Genomic DNA, 25831 nt, shown 5'->3' with positions numbered 1-25831 from the left:
CACCGTCGCCGAAGAGGGCCCCTCCGTCTCCGGCCTGCTGGTGCTCGGGCTGACCACCGCGCTGGGCATCGTCGGGTTCCTCGACGACTTCATCAAGATCCGCAAGCAGCGCAACCTCGGCCTGAACAAGACCGCGAAGCTCGTCGGCCAGCTGGTCGCCGCGGTGCTGTTCGCGATCCTGGCGATGCGGTTCCCGGACAACAACGGGATCACGCCGGCCTCCGAGCACCTGTCGTTCATCCGCGACATCACCGTCGTGTCCTTCGGCACGATCGGGTTCGTGATCTTCGCGTACGTGGCGATCAGCGGCTGGTCCAACGCCGTCAACTTCACCGACGGCATGGACGGGCTCGCCGGTGGCACCGCCGCGATGGTGCTGGCCACCTACGTGCTGATCTCGTTCTGGCAGCTGCGCTACGACTGCACGGGCGGCAGCGGCACCGGACCGGCCTGCTACACCGTGCGCGACCCGCTGGACATCGCGGTGGTGGCCGCCGCGGCGATGGCCGCGTGCATCGGGTTCCTGTGGTGGAACGCGGCACCTGCGAAGATCTTCATGGGCGACACCGGGTCGCTGGCGCTGGGCGGCCTCGTGGCCGGGCTGAGCATGGTGACCCGCACCGAACTGCTCATGATCATCATCGGTGGGCTGTTCGTCGTCGAGGCGTTGTCGGTCGTGCTGCAGATCGTGGTGTTCCGCAGCACCCGGCGCAGGCTGTTCCGGATGGCGCCGTTCCACCACCACTTCGAGCTCGCCGGGTGGGCGGAAACCACGGTGATCATCAGATTCTGGGTGCTGGCCGGCATCAGCTGCCTGTTCGGCGTCGGACTGTTCTACGCGGACTGGCTCAGCCTCGTCGACGTCTGATGACCGGGATCCTTCCCGAACGGTCCGAGCAGGGGATCCCCGATCAGCGGCTCCGCCGCAGTCAGGACGACGCCCGAAAGATCGTTCGGCAAGGACTCCGCAACCCGGTCGGCGAACCGGAGAGGGCAGTCGAGCAGGAGAGGAGAGTGCGGTGGCACGAACGTTGCGGGGCCTGCGGGTGCTCGTCGCGGGGGCCGGGGTGTCCGGCCGCTCGGCGGCCGAAGCGCTGCTGGCCGCCGGTGCCGAGGTCACCGTCACCGACGCGTCCGAACAACGGCTGGCCGAGCTCGACACCGTGCGCGCCGGCGGCGGCCACCTCGTGCCGGGACTGCTCGAACCCCCGGAGGGGACCGAGCTGCTGGTCACCAGCCCCGGCTGGCGGCCCACCGTGCCGCTGCTGACCGCCGCCGAGAACGCCGGGATCGAGATCCTCGGCGAGGTCGAACTCGCCTGGTGGCTCGACCGGCAGCGCCCGGAACCCGCCGACTGGCTCGCCGTCACCGGCACCAACGGCAAGACCACCACGGTCACCATGCTCGAATCGATCCTGCGCGCCGCCGAGCTCGACGTCGTCGCCTGCGGCAACGTCGGGCTCCCGGTCGTCGACGCGGTGCGCGCCGGGCACCGGGTGCTGGCGGTGGAGCTGTCCAGCTTCCAGCTGCACTGGTCCCGATCGCTGGCCGCGCACGCCGGAGTCGTGCTCAACCTCGCCGACGACCACCTCGACTGGCACGGCACCCTCGACGCCTACGGCGCCGCGAAGGCCAAGGTGTACGCGGGCAACGTCGTCGCCGTGCACAACGCCGACGACGACTGGTCCACCAGGCTCTCCACCGGAGCGGGCAGGCCCGTGTCGTTCACCCTCGGCGAGCCGGGGCCGGACCAGCTCGGCATCTCCGGCGGAACGCTCGTCGACCGCGCCTTCGGCGACCGCGAAGTCCTCGCCGACGTCGCCGACGTGCGCCCCGGCGGCCCGCACAACCTGGCCAACGCGCTCGCCGCCGCCGCGCTCGCCCGCGCCTACGGCGTGCCCGCCGACGCCGTCGCGCGCGGACTCCGCGAGTTCGAACCCGGCGCGCACCGCTCCGCGGCGATCGCCGAAGTCGCCGGAGTGACCTACGTGGACGACTCCAAGGCCACCAACCCGCACGCCGCCGACGCCGCGCTGCGCGCGCACGACCGCGTCGTGTGGATCGCGGGCGGGCTGCTCAAAGGCGCGGAGGTCGACGACCTCGTCGCCCGCAACGCCGACCGGCTCGACGCCGTGGTGCTCATCGGCCGCGACCGCGCCGCATTCGCCGAAGCACTCGCCCGACACGCCCCGCACGTGCCCGTCGAGCAGGTCGCGGCGGGGGACGATGAGGGCATGTCCCAGGCCGTGACCAAGGCCGCCGCATTCGCCCACCCCGGCACGGCGGTGCTGCTCGCCCCCGCCGCCGCTTCGATGGACATGTTCACCGACTACGCGCACCGGGGCCGGGCCTTCGCCGACGCAGTGCGGGCGCTGCCCGCCACGATCGCCCCCGCCGGCGGGTGACGCCGTGGCCACCTCCACCGCCGCCGCGCGCCGCCCGCGCCGCAGCAGCCGCCCCACCGGCATCGCCGCGATCACCACCGCGCTGACCGCGTGGCTCACCCGGCCGCTGGCCTCGTTCCACCTGCTGCTGGCCGTGTTCGGGCTGCTCACCGTGTTCGGCCTGGTGATGGTGCTGTCCGCGTCCAGCGTGGACTCGTTCACCAGCGCCGGATCGTCCTACGACATCTTCATCCGCCAGGTCATCTACTGCGCAGCCGGACTCGTGCTGTTCTACGGGGCGCTGCGGTTGCCGGTGCGGCAGATGCGCAAGCACAGCCTCACCGTGTTCGGCGGCTGCCTGCTGCTGCTGGCGCTCGTGCTCACCCCGCTGGGCTCCGAGCGCAACGGCGCGCAGAGCTGGTTCGTGTTCGGCGGCGTCTCCTTCCAGCCCGTCGAGTTCGCCAAGATCGCGTTCGCGCTGTGGGGCGCGCACGTGCTGGTGACCAAGCGCGGGCTGCTCGCCCAGTACCGGCACCTGCTGGTCCCCGTGGTGCCCGCCGCGATGATGATGTTCGCGCTGGTCATGCTCCAGCCCGACCTCGGCTCCACGATCACGCTGTTCATCGTGCTGCTCGCCCTGATGTGGTTCGCCGGCGCACCGCTGCGGCTGTTCGGGGTGTCCGTGCTCGGCGCCATCACCGCCGCCGTCGTGCTCGCGATGGTCGCGCAGTACCGGATGGACCGGATCACCACCTTCCTGGACCCGGCCTCCGACCCCACCGGGCGCGGCTACCACGCGCGGCAGGCGCTGTTCGCGCTCGCCGACGGCGGCCTGTTCGGCCGCGGCCTCGGCCAGGGCTGGTCCAAGTGGCAGTACCTGCCCAACGCGCACAACGACTTCATCTTCGCCGTCATCGGCGAAGAACTCGGCTTCGTCGGCTGCACCGTCGTGCTGATCCTGTTCGGCACCACCGCCTACGTGGGCATGCGCATCGCCGCCCGCAACACCGACCCGTGGATCCGGCTCGTCGCCGCCACCCTCACCGCCTGGCTCGTCGGGCAGGCGGCGATCAACGTGGGCTACGTGGTGGGCCTGCTGCCGATCACCGGGCTACCGCTGCCGCTGATCTCCTCCGGCGGCTCGTCGGTGGTGACCAGCATGCTGGTGTTCGGGCTGCTGGCGAACTTCGCCCGCCACGAACCCGAAGCGATCGCCGCGCTACGGTCCCTCGGACCAGGCCGCGTCGGGAAACTGCTGCGGCTGTCCACACCCGAGCCCTACCGCCCGCCGGCGAAACGCCGCCCGGCGCGCACCGCACCCTCGACTCGCCCCGGTGCGCGCAGCGCAGGGGCACAGCCGACCCGCCGGGGATCACCGGACGCGCGGAACCGCACGGCGGCCCGCGGCAAGACCGGATCCCGGGCACAGACACGAGGAGGACACCGTTGAGCGGGCAGCAACCGGCCCCCGGATACCCCGGACACCCCGCCCGGCGCGGCCTGTCGGTCGTCGTCGCAGGCGGCGGCACCGCCGGACACATCGAGCCGGCCCTCGCCCTGGCCGACGCCGTGCGCAGGCTGCGGCCCGACGCGCGCATCACCGCGCTCGGCACCGAGCGCGGCCTGGAGAACCGGCTGGTGCCCGCTCGCGGCTACCCGCTGGAACTGGTGCCGCCGGTGCCGATGCCGCGCAAGCCCAGCGCCGAACTCCTGAAGATGCCGGGCAAGGTGTGGGACTCGGTGCGCAAGACGAAGGACGTGCTGGAACGCGTCGAGGCCGACGTCGTCGTCGGATTCGGCGGCTACGTCTCGCTGCCCGCCTACCTGGCGGCGCGCGGCAAGACCCCGATCGTCGTGCACGAGGCCAACGCCCGAGCGGGCATGGCGAACAAGGTCGGCGCCCGGTTCGCCGAGCGGATCCTGTCCGCCACTCCCGACAGCGGACTCGCAGGGGCCCGGCCCATCGGCATCCCGCTGCGGGAATCCATCACCAGCCTGGACCGCGCGGCGCTGCGCATGCAGGCCCGGCAGTTCTTCGGGCTGCACCCGCACGCGCCGACGATCCTCGTGTTCGGCGGATCGCAGGGCGCGCAGACGCTGAACACCGCGTTCTCCGGTGCGGCGCAGGCTCTCGGCCGCGCGGGCATCGGGGTGCTGCACGCGCACGGCCCGAAGAACACCCTCGCCGTGCAGCAGGTGCCGGGCGCGCCGATCTACAACGCCGTGCCGTACCTGGAGCGGATGGACCTCGCCTACGCGGCGGCGGACCTCGTGGTGTGCCGCTCCGGAGCGATGACCGTCGCGGAGGTCTCCGCGGTCGGCCTGCCCGCGGTGTTCGTGCCGCTGCCGCACGGCAACGGGGAGCAGGCGCTCAACGCGCAGCCCGTCGTCTCGGCCGGTGGCGCGCTGCTCGTGTCCGACGAGGACATGACCCCGGACAAGGTCATCAACGAGATCCTGCCGCTGGGCCGCGACCCGCAGCGGCTGCAGATGATGAGCCGTGCCACGCTGGGGACCGGACATCGCGAAGCCGACCAGGTGCTCGCACGAATCGTGCTGGAGGTGGCCGGCCAGTGACCGAACCACAGACCGCGGAACGCAGCGGCACCGAGGACCTGCTGTCCCGAGTGCACCTCGTGGGCATCGGCGGCGCGGGCATGAGCGGCATCGCCCGCATCCTGCTGGCCCGCGACCGGCAGGTGTCCGGTTCCGACGCCCGCGACTCCCGCACCGTGCTGGCGCTGCGCGCGCAAGGCGCGCACGTGGCGCTCGGGCACCGGTCGGAGAACCTCGACCAGCTCGACGAGGACCCGACCGCGATCGTGGTGTCCACCGCGATCCGGCCGGACAACCCGGAACTCGTCGAAGCCCAGCGCCGCGGGGTGGCCGTGCTGCGCCGCGCCGAAGCGCTCGCCGCGCTGATGGCCGACCACCGGGTCGCCTGCGTCGCCGGAACGCACGGCAAGACGTCCACGACCTCGATGCTCACCGTCGCGCTGCAGCACTGCAGGCTCGACCCGTCGTTCGCGATCGGCGGCGACCTCAACGAGTCCGGCGCGAACGCGCACCACGGCGAAGGCGGCGTGTTCGTCGCCGAAGCCGACGAGAGCGACGGGTCCTTCCTGGTGTTCGCGCCCTCGGTGGCCGTGGTGACCAACGTCGAACCCGACCACCTGGACCACCACGGCACCGCCGAGGCCTACACCGAGGTCTTCGACGAGTTCGTCCGCCGCATCGAGCCGGGCGGGGTGCTCATCGTCAACACCGACGACGCGGGCTCCGCGCGGCTGGCCGGGCAGGCCGAAGCGACCGGGCTGCGCGTCCGCCGCTACGGGCAGCACGCGGACGGCGTGGGCGACGCGCGCATCGTCGACTACCGGCCAGAGCACGGCACCGGTGTCGCGGCCGTCGAACTCGGCGGCCCGGACGGGCCGCAGCGGGTCGACGTGCAGGTCTCCGTGCCCGGCGAGCACATGGCGGGCAACGCCGTCGCCGCGCTGCTGGCCGGGCTCGAACTCGGGGCGCCGCTGGAGGAACTGCTCGACGGGCTGGCCGCGTTCGGCGGTGTGCGCCGCCGCTTCGAGTTCAAGGGCCAGGCCGGTGGGGTGCAGGTCTACGACGACTACGCCCACCACCCGACCGAGGTCGACGCGCAGCTGCGCGCCGCCCGGCCCGTCGTCGGCGACGGCAGGCTGATCGTCGTGTTCCAGCCGCACCTGTTCTCCCGCACCGCCGCCTTCGCCACCGAGTTCGCCACCGCGCTGGGACTCGCCGACGAAGTCGTGGTGCTCGACGTCTACGGCGCGCGGGAGGACCCCGAGCCCGGCGTCACCGGTGCGCTCATCGCGGACGCGATCCCGGGCGCACCGCGGCGGGTGCACTTCGAACCGTCGCTGACGGACGCGGCACCGCTGGTCGCGAGCCTGGCCGCGCCGGGCGACCTGGTGCTCACCATGGGCGCGGGCGACGTGACGATGCTCGGCCCGGAGATCCTGGTGGAGCTGGAACGGGCCGCGGGCACCGACGGAGCCACGGGGTGAACGCGTCGGGGCGGGCATCGCGGCGGCCGGGAGTGCGCAGCACTCGCGGCCGGCCGGTGCGCGGCGGCGTGTCCCGCCCCGAACGCCGGTGGTTGCTGCCGGTGCTGATGTCGGTGGTCACCGGCGTGGTCGTCCTGCTGTACTTCACCCCGGTCCTCGGGGTGCGGTCGGTGCAGGTGGAAGGGGCCGCGGCGGTTCCCGAACAGGTGGTGCTCGACTCCGCCGGGATCGAACTCGGCAACCCGATGTTGCAGGTCGACTCCGAGGGCATCCGGTCCCGGCTGGGCGAGGTCCCGGAGATCGCGGGTTCCGAGGTGCACCTGGACTGGCCGTCGACGGTGCGGCTGGAGATCGCCGAGCGCACCGCCGTCGCCTACCTGCCCGCCGACGGGCCGGGCGACAGCGGGGTGCGGTTGATCGACGCCGCCGGGGTGCCGTTCCGCACGGTGCCGCGCCCGCCCGCCGGGCTCGCGCAGCTGCGGCTGGGCGGCGACCGGGCCGAAGGCGTCCGGGTGGCGATGATCGCGCTCACGGCGCTGCCGCCGCAGTTGCGGGCCCAGGTCACCGAGGTCCGCGCCGATCGGCCGCACAACCTGTACCTGGTGTTGACGGGAGGCCGTCAGGTGCACTGGGGGGAGAGCGGCGACTCCGCCAGGAAGGCGGCGATCCTGATCCCGCTGCTCACCCGCGAGGGCCAGGTCTACGACGTCACCAGCCCGGACCTGCCCACCGTGGCGTGACGAGCCGCTCCGCTCGGTTTTCGCGATAAGAATCCGCGCGAATGCGGAATTGTCGCGAAGTCAATCGTACGCGTGCGGAGTGCGGGTGGATTGATTCGATTCGGCATATTCCCGAAGGAAACGTCCCGCGTCCTCTCGTGCGTCGATTGCCCTGGAATTCTCCTCGTTAATACGTCTAATGGGTGTATCTGGACGGCGTTTACTGCGAAGTTCGTGCTTCCTCATTCCACATGTCGCTAATGTTCCCGTGTTCATGGGGGCGGCACGAGGAGACGCGGTGGCGGACGATCAGGGGACGGTGCGTTCCGGCGGTGGCGGCGGCGGTTGGGGGACCATCGCCGCGCAGCTGACCGGCATCAAAACGCAGACCGAGCAGGTTCGGGGCAAGGTCGGCTCCGGCCAGGTGACGTTCGAACCGGGCGCCGCGGCGAACGCTGCGAAGGCCTACGAGCAGGCGCAGCACCGGCTCGCCCGGCTCATGCGGAACATCGACGCGCTCACCCGAGTGCAGGGTTTGGGCGAATACGGCTCGGCGACGCAACTCGCGGGCAAATTCGAGAACAAAGCGGCGGACTCCACGGCCGGGGCGGTCGGGCTGCTCACGCAACTCAGCGATGAGTTGAAGGACAAGGCGGACATGTTCCGGCAAGCCGCCAAGGAGTACGCCGCGACCGACGAATCGATCGAGCAGGCTTTGCAGCGAGGGGAACAGCGATGATCCGCCCCAACCGGATCGCGGGTGCGGTGCTCGCGATCGGAGCTCTGCTGGCGGTGCCGGGCTGCGCGGTGCGCGCCCAACCCGAGGTGCCGGGCGCAGCTGCCCCGGCGCGCGAGACGGGACTCGAGTCCACGGACCCGTGCGCGCTGCTCACCGAGGACGAACTCGCAGCCCGAGGCGCATGGCCGCCCGGCTATCCGAACCGGAACGTCCCCGCCGAACCGGGATGCGACTACGACGGTGACCCGTTCGGCTACAGCTTCTTCAAGAACCAGGAAATGACCGTCGAGTCCTACGGCGCGCAGGGCAACTGGGCCAAGTTCGACCGCCGCGAGCTGAACGGCCGAGCGGCGGCGAACGCGATCAACGCGAGCTCCACCGGTGGCCGGATCTGCTCGACGATGTTCGACGCCGGGGGTGGCGTGATCATCGTGACGGCCGGGGAGCTCAACGACGAAGGCCGCGACGAATGCGCCGAATCGTGGCAGGTCGCGGAGCTGGTCGAGCCGAAGATGCCGCGCTGATCGTTCGAGTCGGGACCGGTCGTCCGCGGGAGGTGGTACCGGGGCGGCACTGAATCGGGGGCAACCATGGGGTTCGAAGAGTGGGCCGGACACGTCGGGGACGCCGTCCGCGACGCCGGTGCGCACTGGACGGGGCAGGACACACGTGCGCTGCAGGACCAGCAAGAACGGTCGGACAGCGCCGAGCAGAGCGGGCAACGGCGGCGGGACGTGCTCGCCGAGCGCAACGAGGGGCTGTTCGCCGGCGGCGAGTTCGACCCGCCGTCGATCACCGAGCAGGAGAACTGGCAGTCCTACAGCCACCAGCAGTTGTACGACATCAACCAGCGCTCGCTGGACCTGGCGCAGGCGCAGGCCGCCGCGGAGACGTGGCGGCAGATCGGCGCCGCGCTCCAGGAGATCGGTCCCGAATTGCAGCGAGGTTCGCGCAGCGCGATCGAATCGGGCTGGACCGGTGAGGCCGCCGACGTCGCGATGGCTTCCGCGGATCCACTGGTGAAGTGGATGGCCGACAGCGGTGAAGCCTTCCAGCTGACCGGGAACAAGATCGAAGAAGCGGGTTCGGCCGCCGGGCAGGCGAAGGCGATGGTGCCGGAACCCCAGGACTTCAGCATCGGACGCACCATCGCGTCGAGCATCCCCGGCGGGCTCGTCAGCGGTGGTGTGGACGCCCTGGCGCAGATGCGGGAACGGCAGGAGGCCGAGCGCGCCGCGCAGGAGACGATGCAGCGGGTGCTGACCCCGACGTACGAGGACGTCGACGCCACGGTCCCGGCCTATCCGGGAATGGACGGCGCCCCGCTGCCGCCACCCCCGCCGCGCGAACCGCCGCCCGTCGAACCGCCGCCGCCACCCGTGGACCTGCGGCAGGACCGCAGCGGGGACACCGGGGAGTCCGACCGCCGAGGCGACGACCGGGGTGGGAACGAGCAGGGCGGCGATGATCGCGGCGGCGACGAGCGGGGCGGTGGCGACCGGAAGGTCCAGCCGATGCCGTACCCCGACGAGATCGGCCGTCCGAAACCGGACGGCCCTGCTAAGACGGATCCCTCGTGGGTGCCGGACCGCCCCGAATCGCCGCAGGACCGGACACCACCGGGTTCGCCGCGCTCCCCGGGCCCCTCGCAGTTCCCGCCCGGGGCCGTCGCGCCACCGCTGCACGGCGGAGGCGGCGGTGGCCGCGCCGGTGGATCGGCGACCGGCGGCGGCACCGGCAGAGGCGGGCCGGGCAGCGGCCTCGGGAGCGGACGGACCGGCACGGGCACGAACCCGCCGGGGCCCGGAGGCCGAGCCGGAGTCGGCACGCCGAACGTGGGCGCCGCACCCCGCGCGGCGGGCGTCGGCGGCACCGCGGGCGGCGCCGGCGGGCCTCGCGGCGGGATGGCCGGTGGCATGGGCGGCGCGGGTCGCGGCGGGCAGGGCGGCGAGGACTACGAACACGAACGTCCCGGCTGGCTCCAGGAGCAGGACGACGTCTGGATGGACGGCATGCCGAACACCGCTCCGCCCGTGTTCGGCGAGTGAATCCGGTTCGGACACCGGTGGGGGGATCACCGGTCGAGGGGGAGCGATGAGCTTGATCGTGCGATGGCGGCTGCACCCGCTGCACCTGTACTTGGTGCGCAGCTACCTGGGGCTGGACGACCTCACGCTGCCGCTGGAAGGCCCCGCCTACGGGCGGACCCGGCGGCAGCTCGGCGAGGTCGCCCGGCGGGAGGCGAGCACCTTGCGGGAACTGGGGATCCTGGTCGACGACGACGTCCCGGCGGAACTCGCGCGAGCGCTGCGGGTGCTCACCAAGCCGTACCTGTGGGTCGATTCCCTGTGGTTCCCCGAATTCGGCGCCGACGCGGCGTGGCGCGCCGTCGCCGCGCTGACCGACGGCGGGCGGGTGGTGCTCGGAGTGCAGCCCCCGGGCGAGGCGGGCCGGTTCGGCGGCGCGTTGACCGTGGAGGTGCACGAGAAGGTCTCGCTGCCGGAGGTGTTGCTGGCGACCTTGCCGCCCGCCCCGCCCGGCAACCGCGGCCGGGTCCAGGTGCCGGAGAGCTCGCTGCGGGAGGAGGCCGAACCGGCCCAGGGCGGGTTCCTGCGGCAGATGTCACCGGTGCGCGGCAGCGGTGACCGGCTCGTCGAGCTGTACCGCGGCATCGGCGCTGGCACCCACGTGCGGGCGGGGCAGTTCGCCGCCTCCGTGCGGGAACCGGGCGGGCGGCGGCGGCGCTCCGCGGTGGTGCGCTGGTTCGACAACGCCGAGCCGGACGGGCGCTACCTCGACCACCACGAGCGAGGCGCCACGGGGGAGCGGATGTATTCGCTCACCCCGGCCGATGCGCGGACGATCAGAATGCAACTCGACGAACTCGTCGATTCCGTGCGAGGTTGATCGTCGCCCGGGTGGTTCTCGCTTCCGGGACCAATCGCGCCAATGGCTCGGTCACGAGTGAAATCGTCGTCGGGAGAAGACGGCGGAGAGCTCGCAGGCGGCACGTGTTCGCTGCTCAGCGACTTCACCGCCGCCCGGACGGTGGAGTCGAGCGCGTTCGCCGCCAATGAGCCCTCCGAGGACGCGAGTGGATTGCTCTGAACGGAGTCACGAATTCGGGATCAGGTCCAATTCGGTCCTGTTCGGCCCCTTGCGGGGGAGCCCCTGAATGGCGCATTGACGATGATCCAACCCAGGAATAGGTTTCAGAAATCGTTTTCTGGGGGTGGTGATGGGCGATGCCGCCGCGATCAGCCGACGGACCGCGTTGTGCGGAGCAGGAGCGGTGCTGCTCGCCGGTGCCGCCGGGTGCGCACCCGCGCGGAACCCGCGCGAGATCAGCCTGTGGAACTTCTACGGACCCGGCGGGCAGACCAAGAGCCAGAACGACTGGATCATCAAGCTCGCCGCGGACTGGAACGCCACCCACGACGTGCAGGTCCGGCTGCGCTACGTGCCGAACAAGGACTACAAGGCGGGCCCGACCCTGCAGACCTCGTTCAGCGCGGGCGCCGGGCCGGACGTGTTCCTGCTCAGCCCCGGCGACTTCCTGCGCTACTACAACGGTGGCGCGCTCGCCGACCTCACCCCGCACCTCGACCCCGGCGCGCGCGAGGACTTCCTGCCCGAAGTGCTCGCCACCCGCCTCGTCGACGACCGGGTGTACGGGCTGCCGATGGAGATCGAGCCGCTCGCGCTCTTCTACGCCGAGGACGCCTTCGAACGGGCCGGGCTGTCCGAAGGCGACCTGCCGAAGACCTGGGAGGACCTGCTGGGGCTCGCCGAACGCCTCACCACCCCCGACCGGTTCGGGATGCTGTTCGAGACCAACCCCGGCTACTACCAGAACTTCACCTGGTACCCCTGGCTGTGGATGGCGGGCGGCGAGGTCCTCACCCCCGACCAGCACCGCAGCGCCTTCGACTCGCCCGCGACCCGGCGCGCGCTGCGGCTGTGGCAGGACGCGGTGGCTACCGGCAGCGCACCGCGCCGGGTGCAGGGCGAAGGCGGCAACGACTCGATCTCCAACCTCGCCCAGGGCTACTGCGCGATGCAGCAGCTCGGCATCTGGGGCATCGCCGAGATCGCCGAACAAGCCCCCGGCTTCCGCTACGGCGTGACCCCGATGCCCGCGCCGCCCGGCGCAGCGGCCACCACCGCGCTGGGCAGCTGGGCCATGGTCGCCAACGCGAAGGGCGCCAACCCGGATGCCGCGGCCGAATTCGTCGCCTGGGCGCTCGGTTCCTCCGATCCGGCCTGCGTGGAGCGGATGCGCCAGTGGAACACCGAGGCCAAGACCGGCATCCCGCCGCGCCGCTCGGTGCGGCGCGCGGCCGAAGAGCACGGCGCGTTCGACGACGGACCGATGCGGGTGTTCGCCGAACAGGTCATGGTCGACGCGCGCCCGGAACCCCGCTACCCGCCCGAGGTGTACCGGGCGATCTCCGACGCGCTGCAGGCCACCCAGCTCGACGGCTCCGATCCCGGTGCCGCCGCGGCGAGCGCCGCCGAGCAGATCGACGCGTTCCTCGACGGCTACGACGGGGCGGCGATCCAATGAGCGCTCGACGCGCTGAAGGCCGGGCGGCCCTGGGCTTCCTGGCACCGGACGGGCTGGGGCTGCTGGTGTTCGTGGCGGTCCCGACGGTGCTGGCGCTGGTCGTCGGCCTCTTCGAAGTGGACGGCTTCGGCAACGTGGAGTGGGCCGGGCTCAGCAACTTCCGGCTGATGGCCGGCGACGGCCTGCTGTGGCAGAGCTTCGGCGTCACCGCGCTGTACACGATCCTGTTCGTGCCGCTGGTGTTCGCGTGCGGACTCGGCCTGGCGCTGCTGGTGCGCGACCACTTCCCCGGCGTCGGTGCGGTGCGCGCCGCGCTGTTCCTGCCGAACGCGGTGAGCCTGGTCGTCGTCGGGCTGCTCTGGCAGTTCCTGCTCACCGACAAGACCGGGCTGGTGAGCCGCCTCGCCGCATTCTTCGGACTCGGCGGAGTCTCCTGGCTGGGCGACCCGGACCTGGCGCTGGTCACGCTGGTGCTGATCAGCGTGTGGTTCCTGATGGGCTACCAGATGCTCATCTTCCTCGGCGGCCTCAACGACATCCCCGGCGACCTCTACGACGCGGCCACAGTGGACGGTGCCGGTGCCTGGCACCGGTTCCGGCACGTGACCTGGCCGATGCTGCGGCCCACGAGCTTCTTCGTGCTCGTCACCTCGATGGTCAACGCCGTCACCGGGTTGCAGGCGTTCGACCTGGTCTTCGTGACCACCTCAGGCGGTCCCGCCAACGCGACCTCCACCATCGTCCACTACGCCTACCAGCAGGCGTTCCAGTTCGGCCGGTTCGGCTACGCGTCGGCGATCTGCGCGCTGCTGGTGCTGCTGCTGGGCACCGTCACCGGCCTGCTGTTCGCCGCGACCCGAGGAGGCCGGTTCGATGCGTAGCCGCGTGCGCGGGAAGGCCCTGCTCGCCTACCTGGTGGCGCTGCTGACCGTCGCGCCGCTGCTGTGGCTGCTGCTGGCCGCCTTCCGGCCCGAATCCGAGCTGTACTCCGCGACCTGGCCGAGCTCGCTCACGCTCGACAACGTGCTCTACGTGCTGACCGAGGTTCCTTTCCTGCGCTACCTCGCCAACAGCGCGTTCGTCTCCGCCACCGTGACGGCGGTCGCGCTGCTGCTGCACTCGATGGCCGCGTACGCGCTGGCCCGGATGCACTTCCGCGGGCGGGGCATCGCGTTCGCCACCATCATCGCGACCCTGCTGATCTCGCTGCCGGTGATCCTGGTGCCGCTGTTCCTCGTCGTGCGCACCCTCGGCATGGTCGACACCTACGCCGGGCTCATCGTGCCCGGCGTGTTCAACGCCTTCGGCATCTTCCTGCTGCGCCAGTTCTACCTCGGGGTGCCGCGCGAGCTGGAGGACGCCGCCCAGCTCGACGGCTGCGGCCACTGGCGGACCTACTGGCACGTGGTGCTGCCGCTGAGCAGGCCGATGCTGGCCGCGCTGGCGGTGCTGTTCTTCCTCACCAACTGGAACTCGTTCCTGTGGCCGCTCGTGGTCGCCCAGGACGAGTCGCTGCGCGTGGTCCAGGTCGGCATCGCCTCGCTGCAAGGGCAGTACGCCTCCAAGCAGCACTACGTCATCGCCGCCGCGCTGGTCGCCGCCATCCCCACCGTGCTGGTGTTCCTGCTCGGCCAGCGCAAGCTGATCGACTCGCTCAAGACCACCGGGCTGAAGTGACCCCTGCCGCGGGCGGCGCTGTCGGGGGCTCGCCGTAGCGTCCTCGGCGACGGGCGGAAGGGGAGCGCGATGCGGGCGGCGAGGCTGATCTCACTGGTGCTGCTGCTGCAATCCAGGGGCACCATGACCGGACCCGCGCTCGCCGCGGAGCTGGAGGTCACCGAGCGGACCGTCACCAGGGACGTGCTCGCGCTCTCCGAAGCCGGAGTGCCGATCCAAGCCGAACGCGGCCGTCACGGCGGCTACCGGCTGCTCGGCGGGTACCGCACCCGGCTCACCGGCCTGCACCGGGCCGAAGCGGAAGCGCTGCTGCTGGCCGGGATCCCCGGCCCCGCCGCCGACATGGGGCTCACCGACGCGGTCTCCAGCGCCCGCCGCAAGATCTCCGCGGCGCTCGCACCCGGCCACCGGGACGTGCCCGACCGCGTCTCCGGCCGATTCCACCTGGACGCACCCGGCTGGTTCCGGGAGGCCGCGACCCCACCGCTGCTGGCCGAACTCGCCGACGCCGTGTGGCAGGACCGCGCCCTGCGGGCCGTCTACCGGCGCGGCGAGCACGACGTGCACCGCGAGATCGAACCGCACGGCCTGGTGCTCAAAGCGGGTGCCTGGTACCTCGCCGGCCGCACCGGCGGCGAGTTCCGCGTCTACCGCGTGGACCGGTTCCAGCAGGTCGAACTCGCCGAACCGTTCCACCGCGACGAAACCTTCGCGCTCCCCGAGTTCTGGGTGCGGCACAGCGCCGAGTTCGCCCGCGCCCTGCTGCGGGACGAGATCACCGTGCGGATCAGCCCCGCTGGACTGCGCGCGCTGCACGCCCGCGTGGGTCACCCGTCGGCCACCGATGCCCGCGCCGCGGCGGGCGAACCCGACGGGCGGGGATGGGTGACCACGACCCTGCCCGTCGAATCCCTGGACGTCGCCTACGACCAGCTGCTCGGCCTCGGGCCGGAAGTGCGCGTCCTCGCGCCCGAACCGCTGCGCGAGCGGCTGGCCCGGTCGGCCGCCGCCCTCGCCGAGCTCTACGCGGCGGATCAGCGGTACCCGGTGACGTCCTCCGGCTTGCCCGCTTCCACGACCTCGGCGATGTAGCGCCACGAGTCCGGCCGCGAACCGTCCACGTCGGTGAAGTCGTAGAACCGCGCCAGCTCGATGCTCGAAAGGGTTCGGCCCGCCCAGCGGGACACCTCCGGATCACCCGCCATCGCCGCGACGCCCCGGCCGACGAAGCGCGGCGTCTCCGAGATGCCGAAGTGCGGTTCGGTGGCCTCCCGCCAGTTCTGCTCGGTGACGCCGAACAGCTCCAGCATCATCTCCGAGCGCAACCAGCCCGGTGTGACCGCGACCGCCGTGCCGCCGTGCGGGCGCAGTTCCTCCGCCAGCCCGAAGGCCATCCTGCTCGCGGCGATCTTCGTCACATCGAAGAACGCGCCCAGATCGCCGCGGTAGCGCTCGTTGTACTCCGAGGTGCCGTCGGTGAGCTCCACCACCAGCCCTCCAGGCGTCCGCGACAACAGCCGCAGCGCGAAGTGGCTGGTGATCAGGTGCGCGTCGATGCCCACCCGCAACCGCCGCAGGCCGATGTCCAGCGAGTGCTCCCACACCGGCTTGTTCCAGTCGGTCAGGTGCTCACCGCCGAGATCGTTGACCAGCAGGTCCAGCCGCCCCTGCTCCCGCTCGATCCGGGCCACCAGCTCCTCGACGTCCGCGGGCACCGCGTGGTCCGCCCGGACCGCGATCCCCTCGCCGCCCGCGGCCGTGACCAGCTCGGCCGTGTCCTCAATGGACTCCGGACGGTCGTACTCGGAACGCTGCTCGCGCGTCGTGCGCCCCGACCCGTACACCGTGGCGCCCGCGGCGCCGAGCTCCACCGCGATCCCGCGTCCTGCACCTCGGGTAGCGCCCGCGACCAGCGCGATCTTCCCGCGCAGCGGCTGATTCATCGTCGTGCTCCCTCGTCGGAGTTCCACCTGCTCGACCGATGCTCGCGATGAATCCGGACAACCGCCGTCGGGATTTCCTCGCCATTGTTTTCGAGTGGGCCGCCCGGCGCGCCGGAGCGCGCGGTACGGTGAACGGTGGTGATCGCGGACGTGGATCACCGCGCAGGCGAGAACGACGGTCGAGGCGGATCTGCGACGTGGGTGGCATGACACACCTGGGAGAGCTCCCGGCGTGGCTGCTGGACGCGGTGGCGCGGGCAAGCCTACGGTCCGCACCGGGTACGGGGTTGACCGCGTTTCGATCTTGTGCTCGCACGGGAACATCCCGGCAACGGCCGGTGCCCGTGCCGACTCCGGACACCTGTCCGGTTCCCACGGTGACCGCACCCGCGGCGGTCCGAGCAACGCAGAGCGCTCAGCCACGATCAGGAAGGCGGACCCGATGACGCCCCCGCACAACTATCTAGCGGTGATCAAGGTCGTCGGCATCGGCGGCGGCGGTGTCAACGCCGTGAACCGCATGATCGAGGTCGGGCTCAAGGGCGTCGAGTTCATCGCGGTGAACACCGACGCCCAGGCCCTGCTCATGTCCGATGCCGACGTCAAACTGGACATCGGCCGCGAGCTGACCCGAGGACTCGGCGCAGGCGCCGCCCCCGAGGTCGGGCACAAGGCCGCCGAGGACCACAAGGAAGAGATCGAAGAGGTCCTCAAGGGCGCCGACATGGTGTTCGTGACCGCAGGCGAAGGCGGTGGCACCGGCACCGGTGGCGCCCCCGTGATCGCCGACGTCGCGCGCAAGCTCGGCGCGCTGACCATCGGCGTGGTCACCCGGCCGTTCTCGTTCGAGGGCAAGCGCCGGGCCAACCAGGCCGAGCAGGGGATCAAGGAACTCCGCGACTGCTGCGACACGCTCATCGTGATCCCGAACGACCGGCTGCTGCAGCTCGGCGACATCGGGGTCAGCCTGATGGACGCCTTCCGCTCCGCGGACGAGGTGCTGCTGTCCGGTGTGCAGGGCATCACCGACCTGATCACCACGCCGGGTCTGATCAACCTCGACTTCGCCGACGTCAAGAGCGTCATGTCCGGGGCGGGCAGCGCCTTGATGGGCATCGGCTCCGCGCGCGGGGAGGGCAGAGCCGTGCAGGCCGCGCAGAAGGCGATCAACTCGCCGCTGCTGGAAGCCTCGATGGAAGGCGCGCACGGCGTCCTGCTGGCCATAGCGGGCGGCTCCGACCTCGGCCTGTTCGAGATCAACGAGTCGGCCTCGCTGGTGCAGGAATCCGCGCACCCCGAAGCCAACATCATCTTCGGTACGGTGATCGACGACTCGCTCGGCGACGAGGTGCGGGTCACCGTGATCGCCGCCGGATTCGACGCGGGCGCACCCACGCACAAGAAGCTCGAACCGACCAAGGTCGGGGGGCGCGACACCGTCGCCGGTGGCGAAGCCGGGCAGATCACCGAGGGCCAGGTCGTCGACAGCACCAGCGAGCCCGCGCCGGAACCGCCCCCGGCCCGCGCCCCGCAGCCGGCCCAGCCCGCCGCGGAACAGGCTCCGCCGCCCGCACCCGCACCGCGGCCCGAGCCGCGGGAGCAGTACGGCCAGCAGCAGAGCTACGAGCCGCGCCAGGGCTACGGCGAAGGCGGCACGCCCGGCGTGTCGGTGCCGACCCGTTCCAGCGGCGGCTACCCGTCGCACACCGGCACCCAGGGCATGAGCGGCCAGCTGCCGTCCCGCCCGGTGCCGGTCGCCGACGACAACGACGACGACGTGGACATTCCTCCGTTCATGCGGCGCTGATCGCCCGCGCGCGTAGGCGAGAATGGGCACCGGGACGACATCGTCCCGGTGCCCATTCATGTGCGCGGCCTCCGGTGCGGAGCACGCCGCCGCATGGCGGCACTTCGCCCAGTCGGCGACGAACCTTCGAGATCGGGAGTGACAGAGTGCGGATCCGGCGCGTGATCACCACGCGGGAAGGCGGCAGCTCGGCACCGCCGTTCGACACGTTCAACCTCGGCGGCCGGGTCGGTGACGATCCCGCCGCGCTGGCCGCCAACGAGCGCAAGCTCGCCGACGGGATCGGCCTGGGATCCGGCCGGCTCGTCTGGATGGAGCAGATCCACGGCAAGAGCGCCGCGCTCGTCGACGGGCCGCAGCCGGAACCGGTGGAGGCCACCGACGCGTTGGTGACCGCGCAGCCCCGCCTCGCGCTGGCGGCGCTGACCGCGGACTGCGTGCCGGTGCTGCTGGGCGACCCGGTCACCGGGGTGGTGTCCGCGGTGCACGCGGGACGCGTCGGCGCCCGGGTGGGCGTGCTCGTGGAAGCGCTGAAGACCATGCGGGAAGCGGGCGCCCGCCTCGACGACATCGAGGCGCTGCTCGGGCCCGCCGCCTGCGGCCGGTGCTACGAGGTGCCCGCCGCGATGCGCGACGACGTCGAGGAGTACTTGCCGGGCAGCGCCTGCCGCACCCGCAAGGGCACGCCCGGGCTGGACCTGCGCGCCGGGCTCTGGGAGCAGCTGGCCGGTGCGGGCATCGCGAAGATCGGGGTTGATCCGCGGTGCACCATGGAGACCCGTGAGCTGTTCAGCCACCGCCGCGACGGACCTCGCACGGGGAGATTCGCGGCAGTGGTGTGGGCGGAGCCGGAGGAGGAGTCGTGAGCGAGGACGACTGTCGCCGCGCGGAGCTGGCCGAGTCGCTGAGCGAGGTGCGCCAGCGCCTCGACGCGGCCTGCGCTGCCGCGGGGCGGCCGGCGGAGGACGTCGAGCTGCTGGCGGTGACCAAGACCTTCCCCGCGCGGGACGTGGCGCTGCTGGCCGATCTGGGGCTCACCTCGTTCGCGGAGAACCGCGAGCAGGAGGCGCGGCCGAAGGTCGCCGAGTTCGACGAGCTGCGCCCGGACGCGGGCGCTCGCTGGCACATGGTCGGGCAGCTCCAGCGGAACAAGGCGCGGTCGGTGGCCCGCTGGGCCGATGTCGTGGAGTCGGTGGACAGCCCGCGGCTGGTGGACGCGCTGTCCGGAGCCGTCCGCAACGCCCTCGACGCGGGGGAGCGGACACGCCCGCTCGAAGTTCTCGTTCAGGTGAACCTGGACGAGGCGGCGGGCCGGGGCGGCTGCGCGCCGGGCGAGGTGTTGCCGCTCGCCGCCGCCATCACGACGACGAGTGAACTTCGGTTGCGCGGAGTGATGGCGGTAGCGCCTCAGTCCACCCAGCCGGGCGTGGCGTTCGACACACTTTCCTTGATCGCTACGCAGCTGCGTCGTGACTTCCCCGAAGCTGGGGAGATCTCAGCGGGAATGAGCGGTGATCTGGAGAGTGCTGTGGCGCACGGCTCCACTCAGGTGCGTGTCGGAACGGCGCTGCTGGGAGGGCGACGGCTAATCTCGCCGTAGCCTGGGCGGAGGGTCGAAAGCCGGTCGAACCGCGCTCGGCTCGAAGGAGTCGCGGAAGAAGGGCACGCCGATGAGCACGATGCACAAGCTGAAGGCCTACTTCGGCATGGTGCCTGCCGACGAAGTCGACGAGTTCGACGACGACATCGACCGCTACGGGGACGCCGACGAGTACGACTCGCCTGGGGACCGGATCGGTGGACGTCGGCGTGTCGGGGTGCGCGGTGGCTACCAGGACGAGGCCGAGGCGGACCAAGGATTCGACGAGCACGGCAACCGGGACGTGCCGCGCCGGGAAACCGGCCACCGCGGCGAGGAATACCGCGAGGTCAAGCCGCCGCGCAGGCAGTGGTCGCCGGAGACGGCGGCGCGGACCGCCGCGGAGCGGGAGTCCGTATCCCGGCTGCGCGCGGTCACCGACACCGGAAGCCACTTCAACTTGAGCAAGATCACAACTCTGCATCCTCGCAGCTACAGCGAGGCCCGCACGATCGGGGAGCAGTACCGGGACGGCACTCCGGTGATCATGAACCTGACGGAGATGGACGAAGCGGACGCGAAGCGTCTGGTCGACTTCGCCGCAGGTCTGGCCTTCGCGATGCGCGGTTCGATCGAGAAGGTGACCAACCGGGTGTTCTTGCTCTCACCGCCCAACGTGGACGTCGCAGCCGAGGACAAGCGCCGCTTGGCCGAGGGTGCCTTTTTCAACTACGGCTGACCGGTGGCAGAGTTGAGCTGTGGAACTGGCGCTGATCGTCCTTTATTACGCGGTCTTCTTCTTCTGGCTGCTGCTCACGGCCCGTATCGTGATCGAGCTCGTCCGGGTGTTCGCTCGCGACTGGCGCCCCGCTGGAGGGGTTGCAATCGCGTTGGAGAGCATCTACACAGTGACCGACCCGCCGATCCGGCTGCTGCGTCGGGTGATCCCGACGGTCCGGATCGGCGGTGTAGGGCTGGACCTATCCATTATGGTGCTGCTGCTGGTTGTGTTCATACTGATGCAGCTGCTGTTGAAACTATGGGCGCAGTCCGGGTAACGGGGAACCCGGGTGACCCGCAGCCGAAGAGTGCGTGAGGTGATCTTGTGGGCCTGACCCCCGCCGACGTGCATAACGTCGCGTTCAGTAAACCGCCGATTGGGAAGCGCGGTTACAACGAGGACGAGGTGGACGCGTTCCTCGACCTGGTTGAAGCCGAGCTCGCTCGGTTGGTGGAGGAGAACAACGATCTGCGCAGCCAGATGGAGCAGCTGGAGAACCAGCTGCAGACCGCGCAGGTCGACCTCGATGACGCCCGCAGTCAGGCGTCCGCGGTTCCCGCCGCCCCCGCTCCGGTGGAGGAACCGCGCCGGCTCGCGCCGGTCCCGGCTCCCACCGCGGCCGAGCAGACCTCGCCGGGGGGTGATCACCACGTGCAGGCGGCCAAGGTCCTGGGGCTCGCCCAGGAGATGGCGGACCGGCTCACCGGCGAAGCCAAGGCCGAGGCCGACGGCATGCTCTCCGAGGCCCGCACCAAGTCCGAGCAGTTGCTCTCGGACGCCCGGTCGAAGTCCGACAGCATGGTCAACGAGGCCCGCACCCGGGCCGAGACGATGCTCAACGACGCCCGCACCCGGGCCGAGACGCTGGAGCGGCAGGCCCGGGAGAAGGCCGCCGGTCTGGAACGCGACGCGCAGCGCAAGCACGCCGAGGTGATGGGGAACATCACCCAGGAGAAGAACGCGCTGGAGAAGAAGATCGACACCTTGCGCACGTTCGAGCGCGAGTACCGCACCAGGCTGCAGACCTACCTGGAGTCGCAGCTGCGTGAGCTGCAGGACCGCGGATCGGCGGCACCCGCCGAGAGCGGAAGCCGTTCGGCGGGCCAGCAGAACACCTACAGCTTCGGAGCACGCGCCGCCGAAGCCGGCTAGCGGTCGGTGACCGGATCCGCCGGCCTCGAACCGCCGCGCGGCAGGGGTGCCGCCGGCGGCGAGCTGCGGAGGGGACAAGGGGGTCCCCGGACGGTGCGGTGAAGGAGATTTCGGCGTGTTGTTGGTAGTGCTGTTCCTGGTCCTGGCGGCCGGTGGCGTGCTGGTGACGTCGGTGCTGATGGACCATCCCGAATGGGCGTGGCTGTCGGTACTGCTCAGCGTGCTGGCCGCGGCGTTGCTCGTGGTGCAGCGGATTCGGCGGCGACGGGAAGCGAGCTCGTCGTCGCCGGAACCGGTGACCGAGGGTGAGGCGGGGCAGGACTCGACGGCGCATGCCGACGACGACACCGCCGAGCACGACGAGCCGGACGAGGAGGACACCGACGCGGCGGACGCGCTGCTGGTGTCCGAATCGGACGACGAGGTCGTGGTGGTCGACGAACGCCCCCGCTACCACCTGTCGAGCTGTCAGTGGCTCGGCGACCTGGAGGTGCAGGGCTTGCCGGTGCGTGAAGCCAGGGAATTGGGCTTCACCGCGTGCGCCCGATGCACCCCGGACGCGGTGCTGGCGGGTCAGGCGCGCGCCGCGCGCTGAGATCGGCCCGAACGCCGAGCGGGTGTCCAGGGCCCTGGACACCTGATCTCGCGGCGAGGGGCGTTACCGGTGGTCGCGGAAAACAGGTGGCATCGGATGGTTATGCTGAATGCGGGCTGGTCGCCGGGGAGCGGCCGGCCCGCATTCAGCGTTGATCCGGCCATCACCGGGGAGCTTCCGGAAGAACGGGTGCACCGCGCCTCGCGGTCGCCCCAGTAGAACCGGACGGGTCCGGCCCGTCACAGCCGGCAACGAGTGGCCGTCGCGAGCAGCGGCGGCAAGCGGGGTGGTACCGCGGGACGCGGGTGGCCGGTTCGGTCGCGCGCCGTGTCGTCCCCGTGTGGGCATCGAGTCAGGATGCCCGTGCGGCTGATGACGACACACCGGCGAGGAGTACACCCGCGATGGCTTATCCGAAGGTCCGCTTCGGCGGCACGTCCGCCGAGGGCACTGCCCAGGAGCGCCCGGATCAGGAGCGCCCGGCCCCAGAACGTGGCGTCGCCGCGCAACCGTCGTTCCCGCAGATCGAGCGGGAAGTGCTGGACTTCTGGTCCGGGGACAAGACGTTCCAGGAGAGCGTTCAGGCGCGGGAAGCCGGAACCCGCGGTTCGAACGAGTTCGTCTTCTACGACGGCCCGCCCTTCGCGAACGGCCTGCCGCACTACGGGCACCTGCTCACCGGGTACGTGAAGGACGCGGTGCCGCGCTACCAGACGATGCGCGGACGCCGGGTGGAGCGGCGGTTCGGCTGGGACTGCCACGGGCTGCCCGCCGAGGTCGAGGCGGAGAAGCAGCTCGGCATCACGTCCAAGTCCGAGATCGAGACGATGGGCGTCGCCGAGTTCAACGACGCCTGCCGCGCCTCGGTGCTGCGCTACACCGGCGAGTGGGAGGACTACGTCACCCGCCAGGCGCGCTGGGTGGACTTCGACAACGACTACAAGACGCTCGACCTCGACTACATGGAAAGCGTCATGTGGGCGTTCAAGACCCTGTGGGACAAGGGTCTGATCTACGAGGGCTTCCGGGTGCTCTGGTACTGCTGGCGCTGCGAGACGCCGCTGTCGAACACCGAGACGCGGATGGACGACACCTACCGGCAGCGCCAGGACCCCGCCGTGACCGTGGGACTGCGGCTCACCGCGCCCGGCAAGGCGTTCGACGGCGCGCTGGCGCTGGTGTGGACGACGACCCCGTGGACGCTGCCGTCGAACCTGGCCGCCGCCGTGCACCCGGACGTGGATTACGTGCTGGTCGAGCCGGGACAGGGCGCCGAGCGCTACGTGCTCGCCGAGGCCCGGCTGAGCGCGTACGCGCGGGAGCTGGGCGAGGACGTGGCGGACCGCGTGGTCGCCCGGCTCACGGGCAGCGAACTGCTGGGCACGACCTACCGGCCGCCGTTCGACTTCTTCGCGGGGCACACCAACGCCCACCAGGTGCTGGCGGCGGACTACGTCACCACCGAGGACGGCACCGGCATCGTGCACATCGCGCCCGCCTTCGGTGAGGACGACAAGCTCGTCACCGATGCGCACGGCATCGAGCCGGTGGTCCCGGTCGACGCGCACGGCAAGTTCACCTCCGAAGTGGCGCCCTACGAGGGCCTGCAGGTGTTCGAGGCGAACAAGCCGATTATCCGGGACCTCAAGGAGTCCGGGCTGCTGCTGCGGCACGAGACCTACGACCACCCGTACCCGCACTGCTGGCGCTGCGACAACGCGCTGATCCAGCGCGCGGTGTCCTCCTGGTTCGTGGGCGTGACCCAGTTCCGGGACCGGATGGTCGAGCTCAACCAGCAGATCAACTGGGTTCCGTCGCACATCCGGGACGGGCAGTTCGGCAAGTGGCTGTCGAACGCCAGGGACTGGAACATCTCGCGGAACCGGTACTGGGGTTCGCCGCTGCCCGTGTGGGTCTCCGACGATCCGGCGTTCCCGCGCACCGACGTGTACGGCTCGCTGGACGAGCTGGAACGCGACTTCGGGGTGCGGCCGGCGGATCTGCACCGGCCGAACATCGACGAGCTGACCCGGCCCAACCCGGACGACCCGTCGGGCGCGTCCACGATGCGCCGGGTGCCGGAGGTGCTGGACTGCTGGTTCGAGTCCGGTGCGATGCCGTTCGCGCAGGTGCACTACCCGTTCGACAACGCCGAATGGTTCGAGCACCACTACCCGGGCGACTTCATCGTCGAGTACAACGGGCAGACCCGCGGCTGGTTCTACACGTTGCACGTGCTGGCCACGGCGCTGTTCGACCGCCCGGCGTTCTCCAACGTGGCCGCGCACGGCATCGTGCTCGGCGACGACGGCATGAAGATGTCGAAGTCGAAGCGCAACTACCCGGACGTCAACGAGGTGTTCGACCGGGACGGCTCCGACGCGATGCGCTGGTTCCTGATGTCGAGCCCGATCCTGCGCGGCGGTGACCTGGTGGTCACCGAACGCGGCATCCGGGACGCGGTGCGCCAAGCGGTGCTACCGCTGTGGAACTCGTGGTACTTCCTGGCGCTGTACGCGAACGCCGAAGGCGTCGAGGGCGAGCGCCGCACGGACAGCACGCACGTGCTGGACCGCTACGTGCTGGCCAAGACGCACGAACTGGTCGGCGACGTGCAGGCCGCGATGGACTCCTTCGACCTGGCGAGCGCCTGCGGCAGCGTCCGGGACTTCCTGGAGGTGCTCACGAACTGGTACGTGCGGCGCTCCCGCGACCGGTTCTGGGCGGGCGACGCCGACGCGGTGGACACGCTGCACACCGTGCTGGAAGTGGTCAGCCGAGTCGTGGCGCCGCTGCTGCCGCTGACCGCGGAAGCCGTGTGGCGCGGGCTCACCGGCGGCCGGTCGGTGCACCTCGCGGACTGGCCGCTGGTCGACGAACTGCCCGCCGACCCGGCGCTGGTCTCGGCGATGGACCGGGTGCGGCAGGTGTGCTCGTCGGCGCTGGCGCTGCGCAAGGCGAACACGCTGCGGGTGCGGCTGCCGCTGGCGAAGCTCGTGGTGGCGGTGCCGGAGGCGGAATCGCTGCGGCCGTTCGCCGACCTGGTGCGCGACGAGGTCAACGTCAAGGAAGTGGAGCTGACCACCGACGTGGCCGCGCACGGCCGGTTCGAGATCGCGGTGAACGCCCGCGCCGCAGGGCCGCGCCTGGGCAAGGACGTCCAGCGCGTGATCAAGGCGGTGAAGTCCGGGAACTGGACCCGCACGCCGGCGGGCGCGGTGGTGGCCGATGGGACCGAGCTGCAGGACGGCGAGTTCACCGAGCGCCTGGTGTCCACCGACGACGGGGCCGCGGCGGCGCTGCCGGGCGGGAGCGGGCTGGTGGTGCTGGACTGCGCGGTCACCCCGGAGCTGGCGGCGGAGGGCGTCGCGCGCGACGTGGTCCGGGTCGTGCAGCAGGCGCGCCGGGACGCCGGATTCGAGGTCTCCGACCGGATCCGCGTCGCGATCTCCGCCCCGGCGGAGGTGCTGGCCGCGGTCGACGCGCACCGGGAGTTCATCGCCGCGGAGACGCTGGCGGACGCCGTGGAACCCGGGGCGGCCGAGGGCGGCTTCGCGGGCAGCGTCGGTGACGGCGTCGCCGTGTCGGTCGGCGTCGAAAGGGTCTGAGCGAACGGTCCGGGCGGGTTCGCCTCCAACGAGGGGAGCCCGCCCGGACCAGGCGTGGCGCGGGTCCCACTTCGCGCGGGACGGTTGCGCGCCGCAAGATCGATCCTTAGAGTTTCGGGTCGAAGGTCATGAGTGCCAGCGGGAAACCCCGGTTTGCTGGCCGGCAACCCTCCTACCGCGGTGGGGTGCCCCGGGTGAGGACCTGGCCGATCGCGCAGGGCGATCGGCAAGCGCGGGCCC

Annotated in this window: 23 protein-coding genes and 1 riboswitch; of the genes, 22 read left to right on the top strand and 1 reads right to left on the bottom strand. The window is 71.3% G+C overall.

The genetic code is table 11. From position 1 onward, the window contains the following. The 14 genes from mraY to OOZ19_RS24270 all read left to right on the top strand — a co-directional run. A partial coding sequence (mraY, locus tag OOZ19_RS24335) for a phospho-N-acetylmuramoyl-pentapeptide-transferase (RefSeq protein WP_266092481.1) occupies positions 1 to 868 on the top strand: 868 nt, incomplete at its 5' end. Between the two features lie 151 nt (positions 869 to 1019). Then, the gene (gene murD, locus OOZ19_RS24330) at positions 1020 to 2405 is read left to right on the top strand and encodes a UDP-N-acetylmuramoyl-L-alanine--D-glutamate ligase (protein WP_266092480.1); all 1386 of its coding nucleotides are present in this window, start codon (positions 1020 to 1022) and stop codon (positions 2403 to 2405) included. A 4-nt stretch (positions 2406 to 2409) separates the two neighbouring features. Beyond that, positions 2410 to 3834 carry a putative lipid II flippase FtsW gene (ftsW, locus tag OOZ19_RS24325; RefSeq protein ID WP_416309493.1) on the top strand — a complete coding sequence of 475 codons (1425 nt, stop codon included), beginning with the start codon at positions 2410 to 2412 and terminating at the stop codon, positions 3832 to 3834. After that, positions 3831 to 4961 carry an undecaprenyldiphospho-muramoylpentapeptide beta-N-acetylglucosaminyltransferase gene (gene murG / locus OOZ19_RS24320; protein WP_266092479.1) on the top strand — a complete coding sequence of 377 codons (1131 nt, stop codon included), beginning with the start codon at positions 3831 to 3833 and terminating at the stop codon, positions 4959 to 4961. The genes ftsW and murG overlap by 4 nt, the downstream gene beginning before the upstream one ends. Further along, positions 4958 to 6424: a UDP-N-acetylmuramate--L-alanine ligase gene (gene murC / locus OOZ19_RS24315; protein WP_266092478.1), complete on the top strand. Its 1467-nt coding sequence runs from the start codon at positions 4958 to 4960 to the stop codon at positions 6422 to 6424. The genes murG and murC overlap by 4 nt, the downstream gene beginning before the upstream one ends. Further along, on the top strand, positions 6421 to 7164 hold the full coding sequence (locus OOZ19_RS24310; protein WP_266092477.1) for a cell division protein FtsQ/DivIB: 744 nt from the start codon (positions 6421 to 6423) through the stop codon (positions 7162 to 7164). The genes murC and OOZ19_RS24310 overlap by 4 nt, the downstream gene beginning before the upstream one ends. 298 nt (positions 7165 to 7462) lie before the next feature. Then, a complete protein-coding gene (locus OOZ19_RS24305; RefSeq protein WP_266092476.1) occupies positions 7463 to 7882 on the top strand; it encodes a hypothetical protein in 420 nt (139 codons plus the stop codon). Next, a complete protein-coding gene (locus OOZ19_RS24300) occupies positions 7879 to 8406 on the top strand; it encodes a DUF3558 family protein (RefSeq protein ID WP_266092475.1) in 528 nt (175 codons plus the stop codon). The genes OOZ19_RS24305 and OOZ19_RS24300 overlap by 4 nt, the downstream gene beginning before the upstream one ends. 66 nt (positions 8407 to 8472) lie before the next feature. Next, complete coding sequence (locus tag OOZ19_RS24295) at positions 8473 to 9930, top strand: PPE domain-containing protein (protein WP_266092474.1); 1458 nt, start codon at positions 8473 to 8475, stop codon at positions 9928 to 9930. A gap of 46 nt (positions 9931 to 9976) precedes the next feature. Next, the gene (locus OOZ19_RS24290) at positions 9977 to 10789 is read left to right on the top strand and encodes an ESX secretion-associated protein EspG (RefSeq protein ID WP_266092473.1); all 813 of its coding nucleotides are present in this window, start codon (positions 9977 to 9979) and stop codon (positions 10787 to 10789) included. 331 nt (positions 10790 to 11120) lie between these two features. Further along, positions 11121 to 12449 carry an ABC transporter substrate-binding protein gene (locus OOZ19_RS24285; protein ID WP_266092472.1) on the top strand — a complete coding sequence of 443 codons (1329 nt, stop codon included), beginning with the start codon at positions 11121 to 11123 and terminating at the stop codon, positions 12447 to 12449. Then, the gene (locus OOZ19_RS24280; RefSeq protein ID WP_266092471.1) at positions 12446 to 13330 is read left to right on the top strand and encodes a carbohydrate ABC transporter permease; all 885 of its coding nucleotides are present in this window, start codon (positions 12446 to 12448) and stop codon (positions 13328 to 13330) included. The genes OOZ19_RS24285 and OOZ19_RS24280 overlap by 4 nt, the downstream gene beginning before the upstream one ends. Continuing rightward, a complete protein-coding gene (locus tag OOZ19_RS24275; RefSeq protein WP_266092470.1) occupies positions 13323 to 14126 on the top strand; it encodes a carbohydrate ABC transporter permease in 804 nt (267 codons plus the stop codon). The genes OOZ19_RS24280 and OOZ19_RS24275 overlap by 8 nt, the downstream gene beginning before the upstream one ends. A 69-nt stretch (positions 14127 to 14195) precedes the next feature. Next, complete coding sequence (locus OOZ19_RS24270) at positions 14196 to 15218, top strand: helix-turn-helix transcriptional regulator (protein WP_266092469.1); 1023 nt, start codon at positions 14196 to 14198, stop codon at positions 15216 to 15218. On the opposite strand, the gene OOZ19_RS24265 is transcribed toward OOZ19_RS24270, so the two are convergent. Then, a complete protein-coding gene (locus OOZ19_RS24265; RefSeq protein WP_266092468.1) occupies positions 15161 to 16069 on the bottom strand; it encodes an SDR family oxidoreductase in 909 nt (302 codons plus the stop codon). The genes OOZ19_RS24270 and OOZ19_RS24265 overlap by 58 nt on opposite strands. A 442-nt stretch (positions 16070 to 16511) precedes the next feature. Between OOZ19_RS24265 and ftsZ the strand changes: the two genes are divergently transcribed. From ftsZ to ileS, 8 genes are all read left to right on the top strand, one after another. Continuing rightward, complete coding sequence (gene ftsZ, locus OOZ19_RS24260) at positions 16512 to 17876, top strand: cell division protein FtsZ (RefSeq protein ID WP_266092467.1); 1365 nt, start codon at positions 16512 to 16514, stop codon at positions 17874 to 17876. Positions 17877 to 18022: 146 nt separating this feature from the next. Beyond that, on the top strand, positions 18023 to 18742 hold the full coding sequence (pgeF, locus tag OOZ19_RS24255; RefSeq protein ID WP_266092466.1) for a peptidoglycan editing factor PgeF: 720 nt from the start codon (positions 18023 to 18025) through the stop codon (positions 18740 to 18742). Continuing rightward, positions 18739 to 19476 carry a YggS family pyridoxal phosphate-dependent enzyme gene (locus OOZ19_RS24250; RefSeq protein ID WP_266092465.1) on the top strand — a complete coding sequence of 246 codons (738 nt, stop codon included), beginning with the start codon at positions 18739 to 18741 and terminating at the stop codon, positions 19474 to 19476. Before pgeF ends, OOZ19_RS24250 begins: the two co-directional genes overlap by 4 nt. Positions 19477 to 19546: 70 nt before the next feature. Continuing rightward, entirely contained in the window at positions 19547 to 20194 is a 648-nt protein-coding gene (locus OOZ19_RS24245; protein ID WP_266092464.1) for a cell division protein SepF, read from the top strand. Between the two features lie 19 nt (positions 20195 to 20213). Further along, complete coding sequence (locus OOZ19_RS24240; protein ID WP_184481339.1) at positions 20214 to 20513, top strand: YggT family protein; 300 nt, start codon at positions 20214 to 20216, stop codon at positions 20511 to 20513. A 47-nt stretch (positions 20514 to 20560) separates the two neighbouring features. Beyond that, positions 20561 to 21388, top strand: a complete 828-nt coding sequence (wag31, locus tag OOZ19_RS24235; protein WP_266092463.1) for a DivIVA-like cell division protein Wag31 — start codon at positions 20561 to 20563, stop codon at positions 21386 to 21388. Between the two features lie 115 nt (positions 21389 to 21503). Beyond that, complete coding sequence (locus tag OOZ19_RS24230) at positions 21504 to 21983, top strand: hypothetical protein (protein WP_266092462.1); 480 nt, start codon at positions 21504 to 21506, stop codon at positions 21981 to 21983. Positions 21984 to 22387: 404 nt separating this feature from the next. Beyond that, positions 22388 to 25591: an isoleucine--tRNA ligase gene (gene ileS / locus OOZ19_RS24225; RefSeq protein ID WP_266092461.1), complete on the top strand. Its 3204-nt coding sequence runs from the start codon at positions 22388 to 22390 to the stop codon at positions 25589 to 25591. 124 nt (positions 25592 to 25715) lie between these two features. Beyond that, positions 25716 to 25830: riboswitch (SAM riboswitch) on the top strand. Position 25831: the final 1 nt, after the last annotated feature.

Origin of the sequence: Saccharopolyspora sp. NFXS83, assembly GCF_026241095.1 — a bacterium.
GTDB lineage: Bacteria > Actinomycetota > Actinomycetes > Mycobacteriales > Pseudonocardiaceae > Saccharopolyspora_C.
Note: the sequence above shows the minus strand (reverse complement) of the source record. Positions and strands in the feature narration are given on the sequence as shown.

Excerpts from the sequence above, each read along its gene's own strand:
- OOZ19_RS24300 (WP_266092475.1), top strand. The coding sequence starts at position 7,879 with ATGATCCGCCCCAACCGGATCGCGGGTGCGGTGCTCGCGATCGGAGCT.
- OOZ19_RS24295 (WP_266092474.1), top strand. The coding sequence starts at position 8,473 with ATGGGGTTCGAAGAGTGGGCCGGACACGTCGGGGACGCCGTCCGCGAC.
- OOZ19_RS24290 (WP_266092473.1), top strand. The coding sequence starts at position 9,977 with ATGAGCTTGATCGTGCGATGGCGGCTGCACCCGCTGCACCTGTACTTG.
- OOZ19_RS24285 (WP_266092472.1), top strand. The coding sequence starts at position 11,121 with ATGGGCGATGCCGCCGCGATCAGCCGACGGACCGCGTTGTGCGGAGCA.
- OOZ19_RS24280 (WP_266092471.1), top strand. The coding sequence starts at position 12,446 with ATGAGCGCTCGACGCGCTGAAGGCCGGGCGGCCCTGGGCTTCCTGGCA.
- OOZ19_RS24275 (WP_266092470.1), top strand. The coding sequence starts at position 13,323 with ATGCGTAGCCGCGTGCGCGGGAAGGCCCTGCTCGCCTACCTGGTGGCG.
- OOZ19_RS24270 (WP_266092469.1), top strand. The coding sequence starts at position 14,196 with ATGCGGGCGGCGAGGCTGATCTCACTGGTGCTGCTGCTGCAATCCAGG.
- OOZ19_RS24265 (WP_266092468.1), bottom strand. The coding sequence starts at position 16,069 with ATGAATCAGCCGCTGCGCGGGAAGATCGCGCTGGTCGCGGGCGCTACC.
- ftsZ (WP_266092467.1), top strand. The coding sequence starts at position 16,512 with ATGACGCCCCCGCACAACTATCTAGCGGTGATCAAGGTCGTCGGCATC.
- OOZ19_RS24245 (WP_266092464.1), top strand. The coding sequence starts at position 19,547 with ATGAGCACGATGCACAAGCTGAAGGCCTACTTCGGCATGGTGCCTGCC.
- ileS (WP_266092461.1), top strand. The coding sequence starts at position 22,388 with ATGGCTTATCCGAAGGTCCGCTTCGGCGGCACGTCCGCCGAGGGCACT.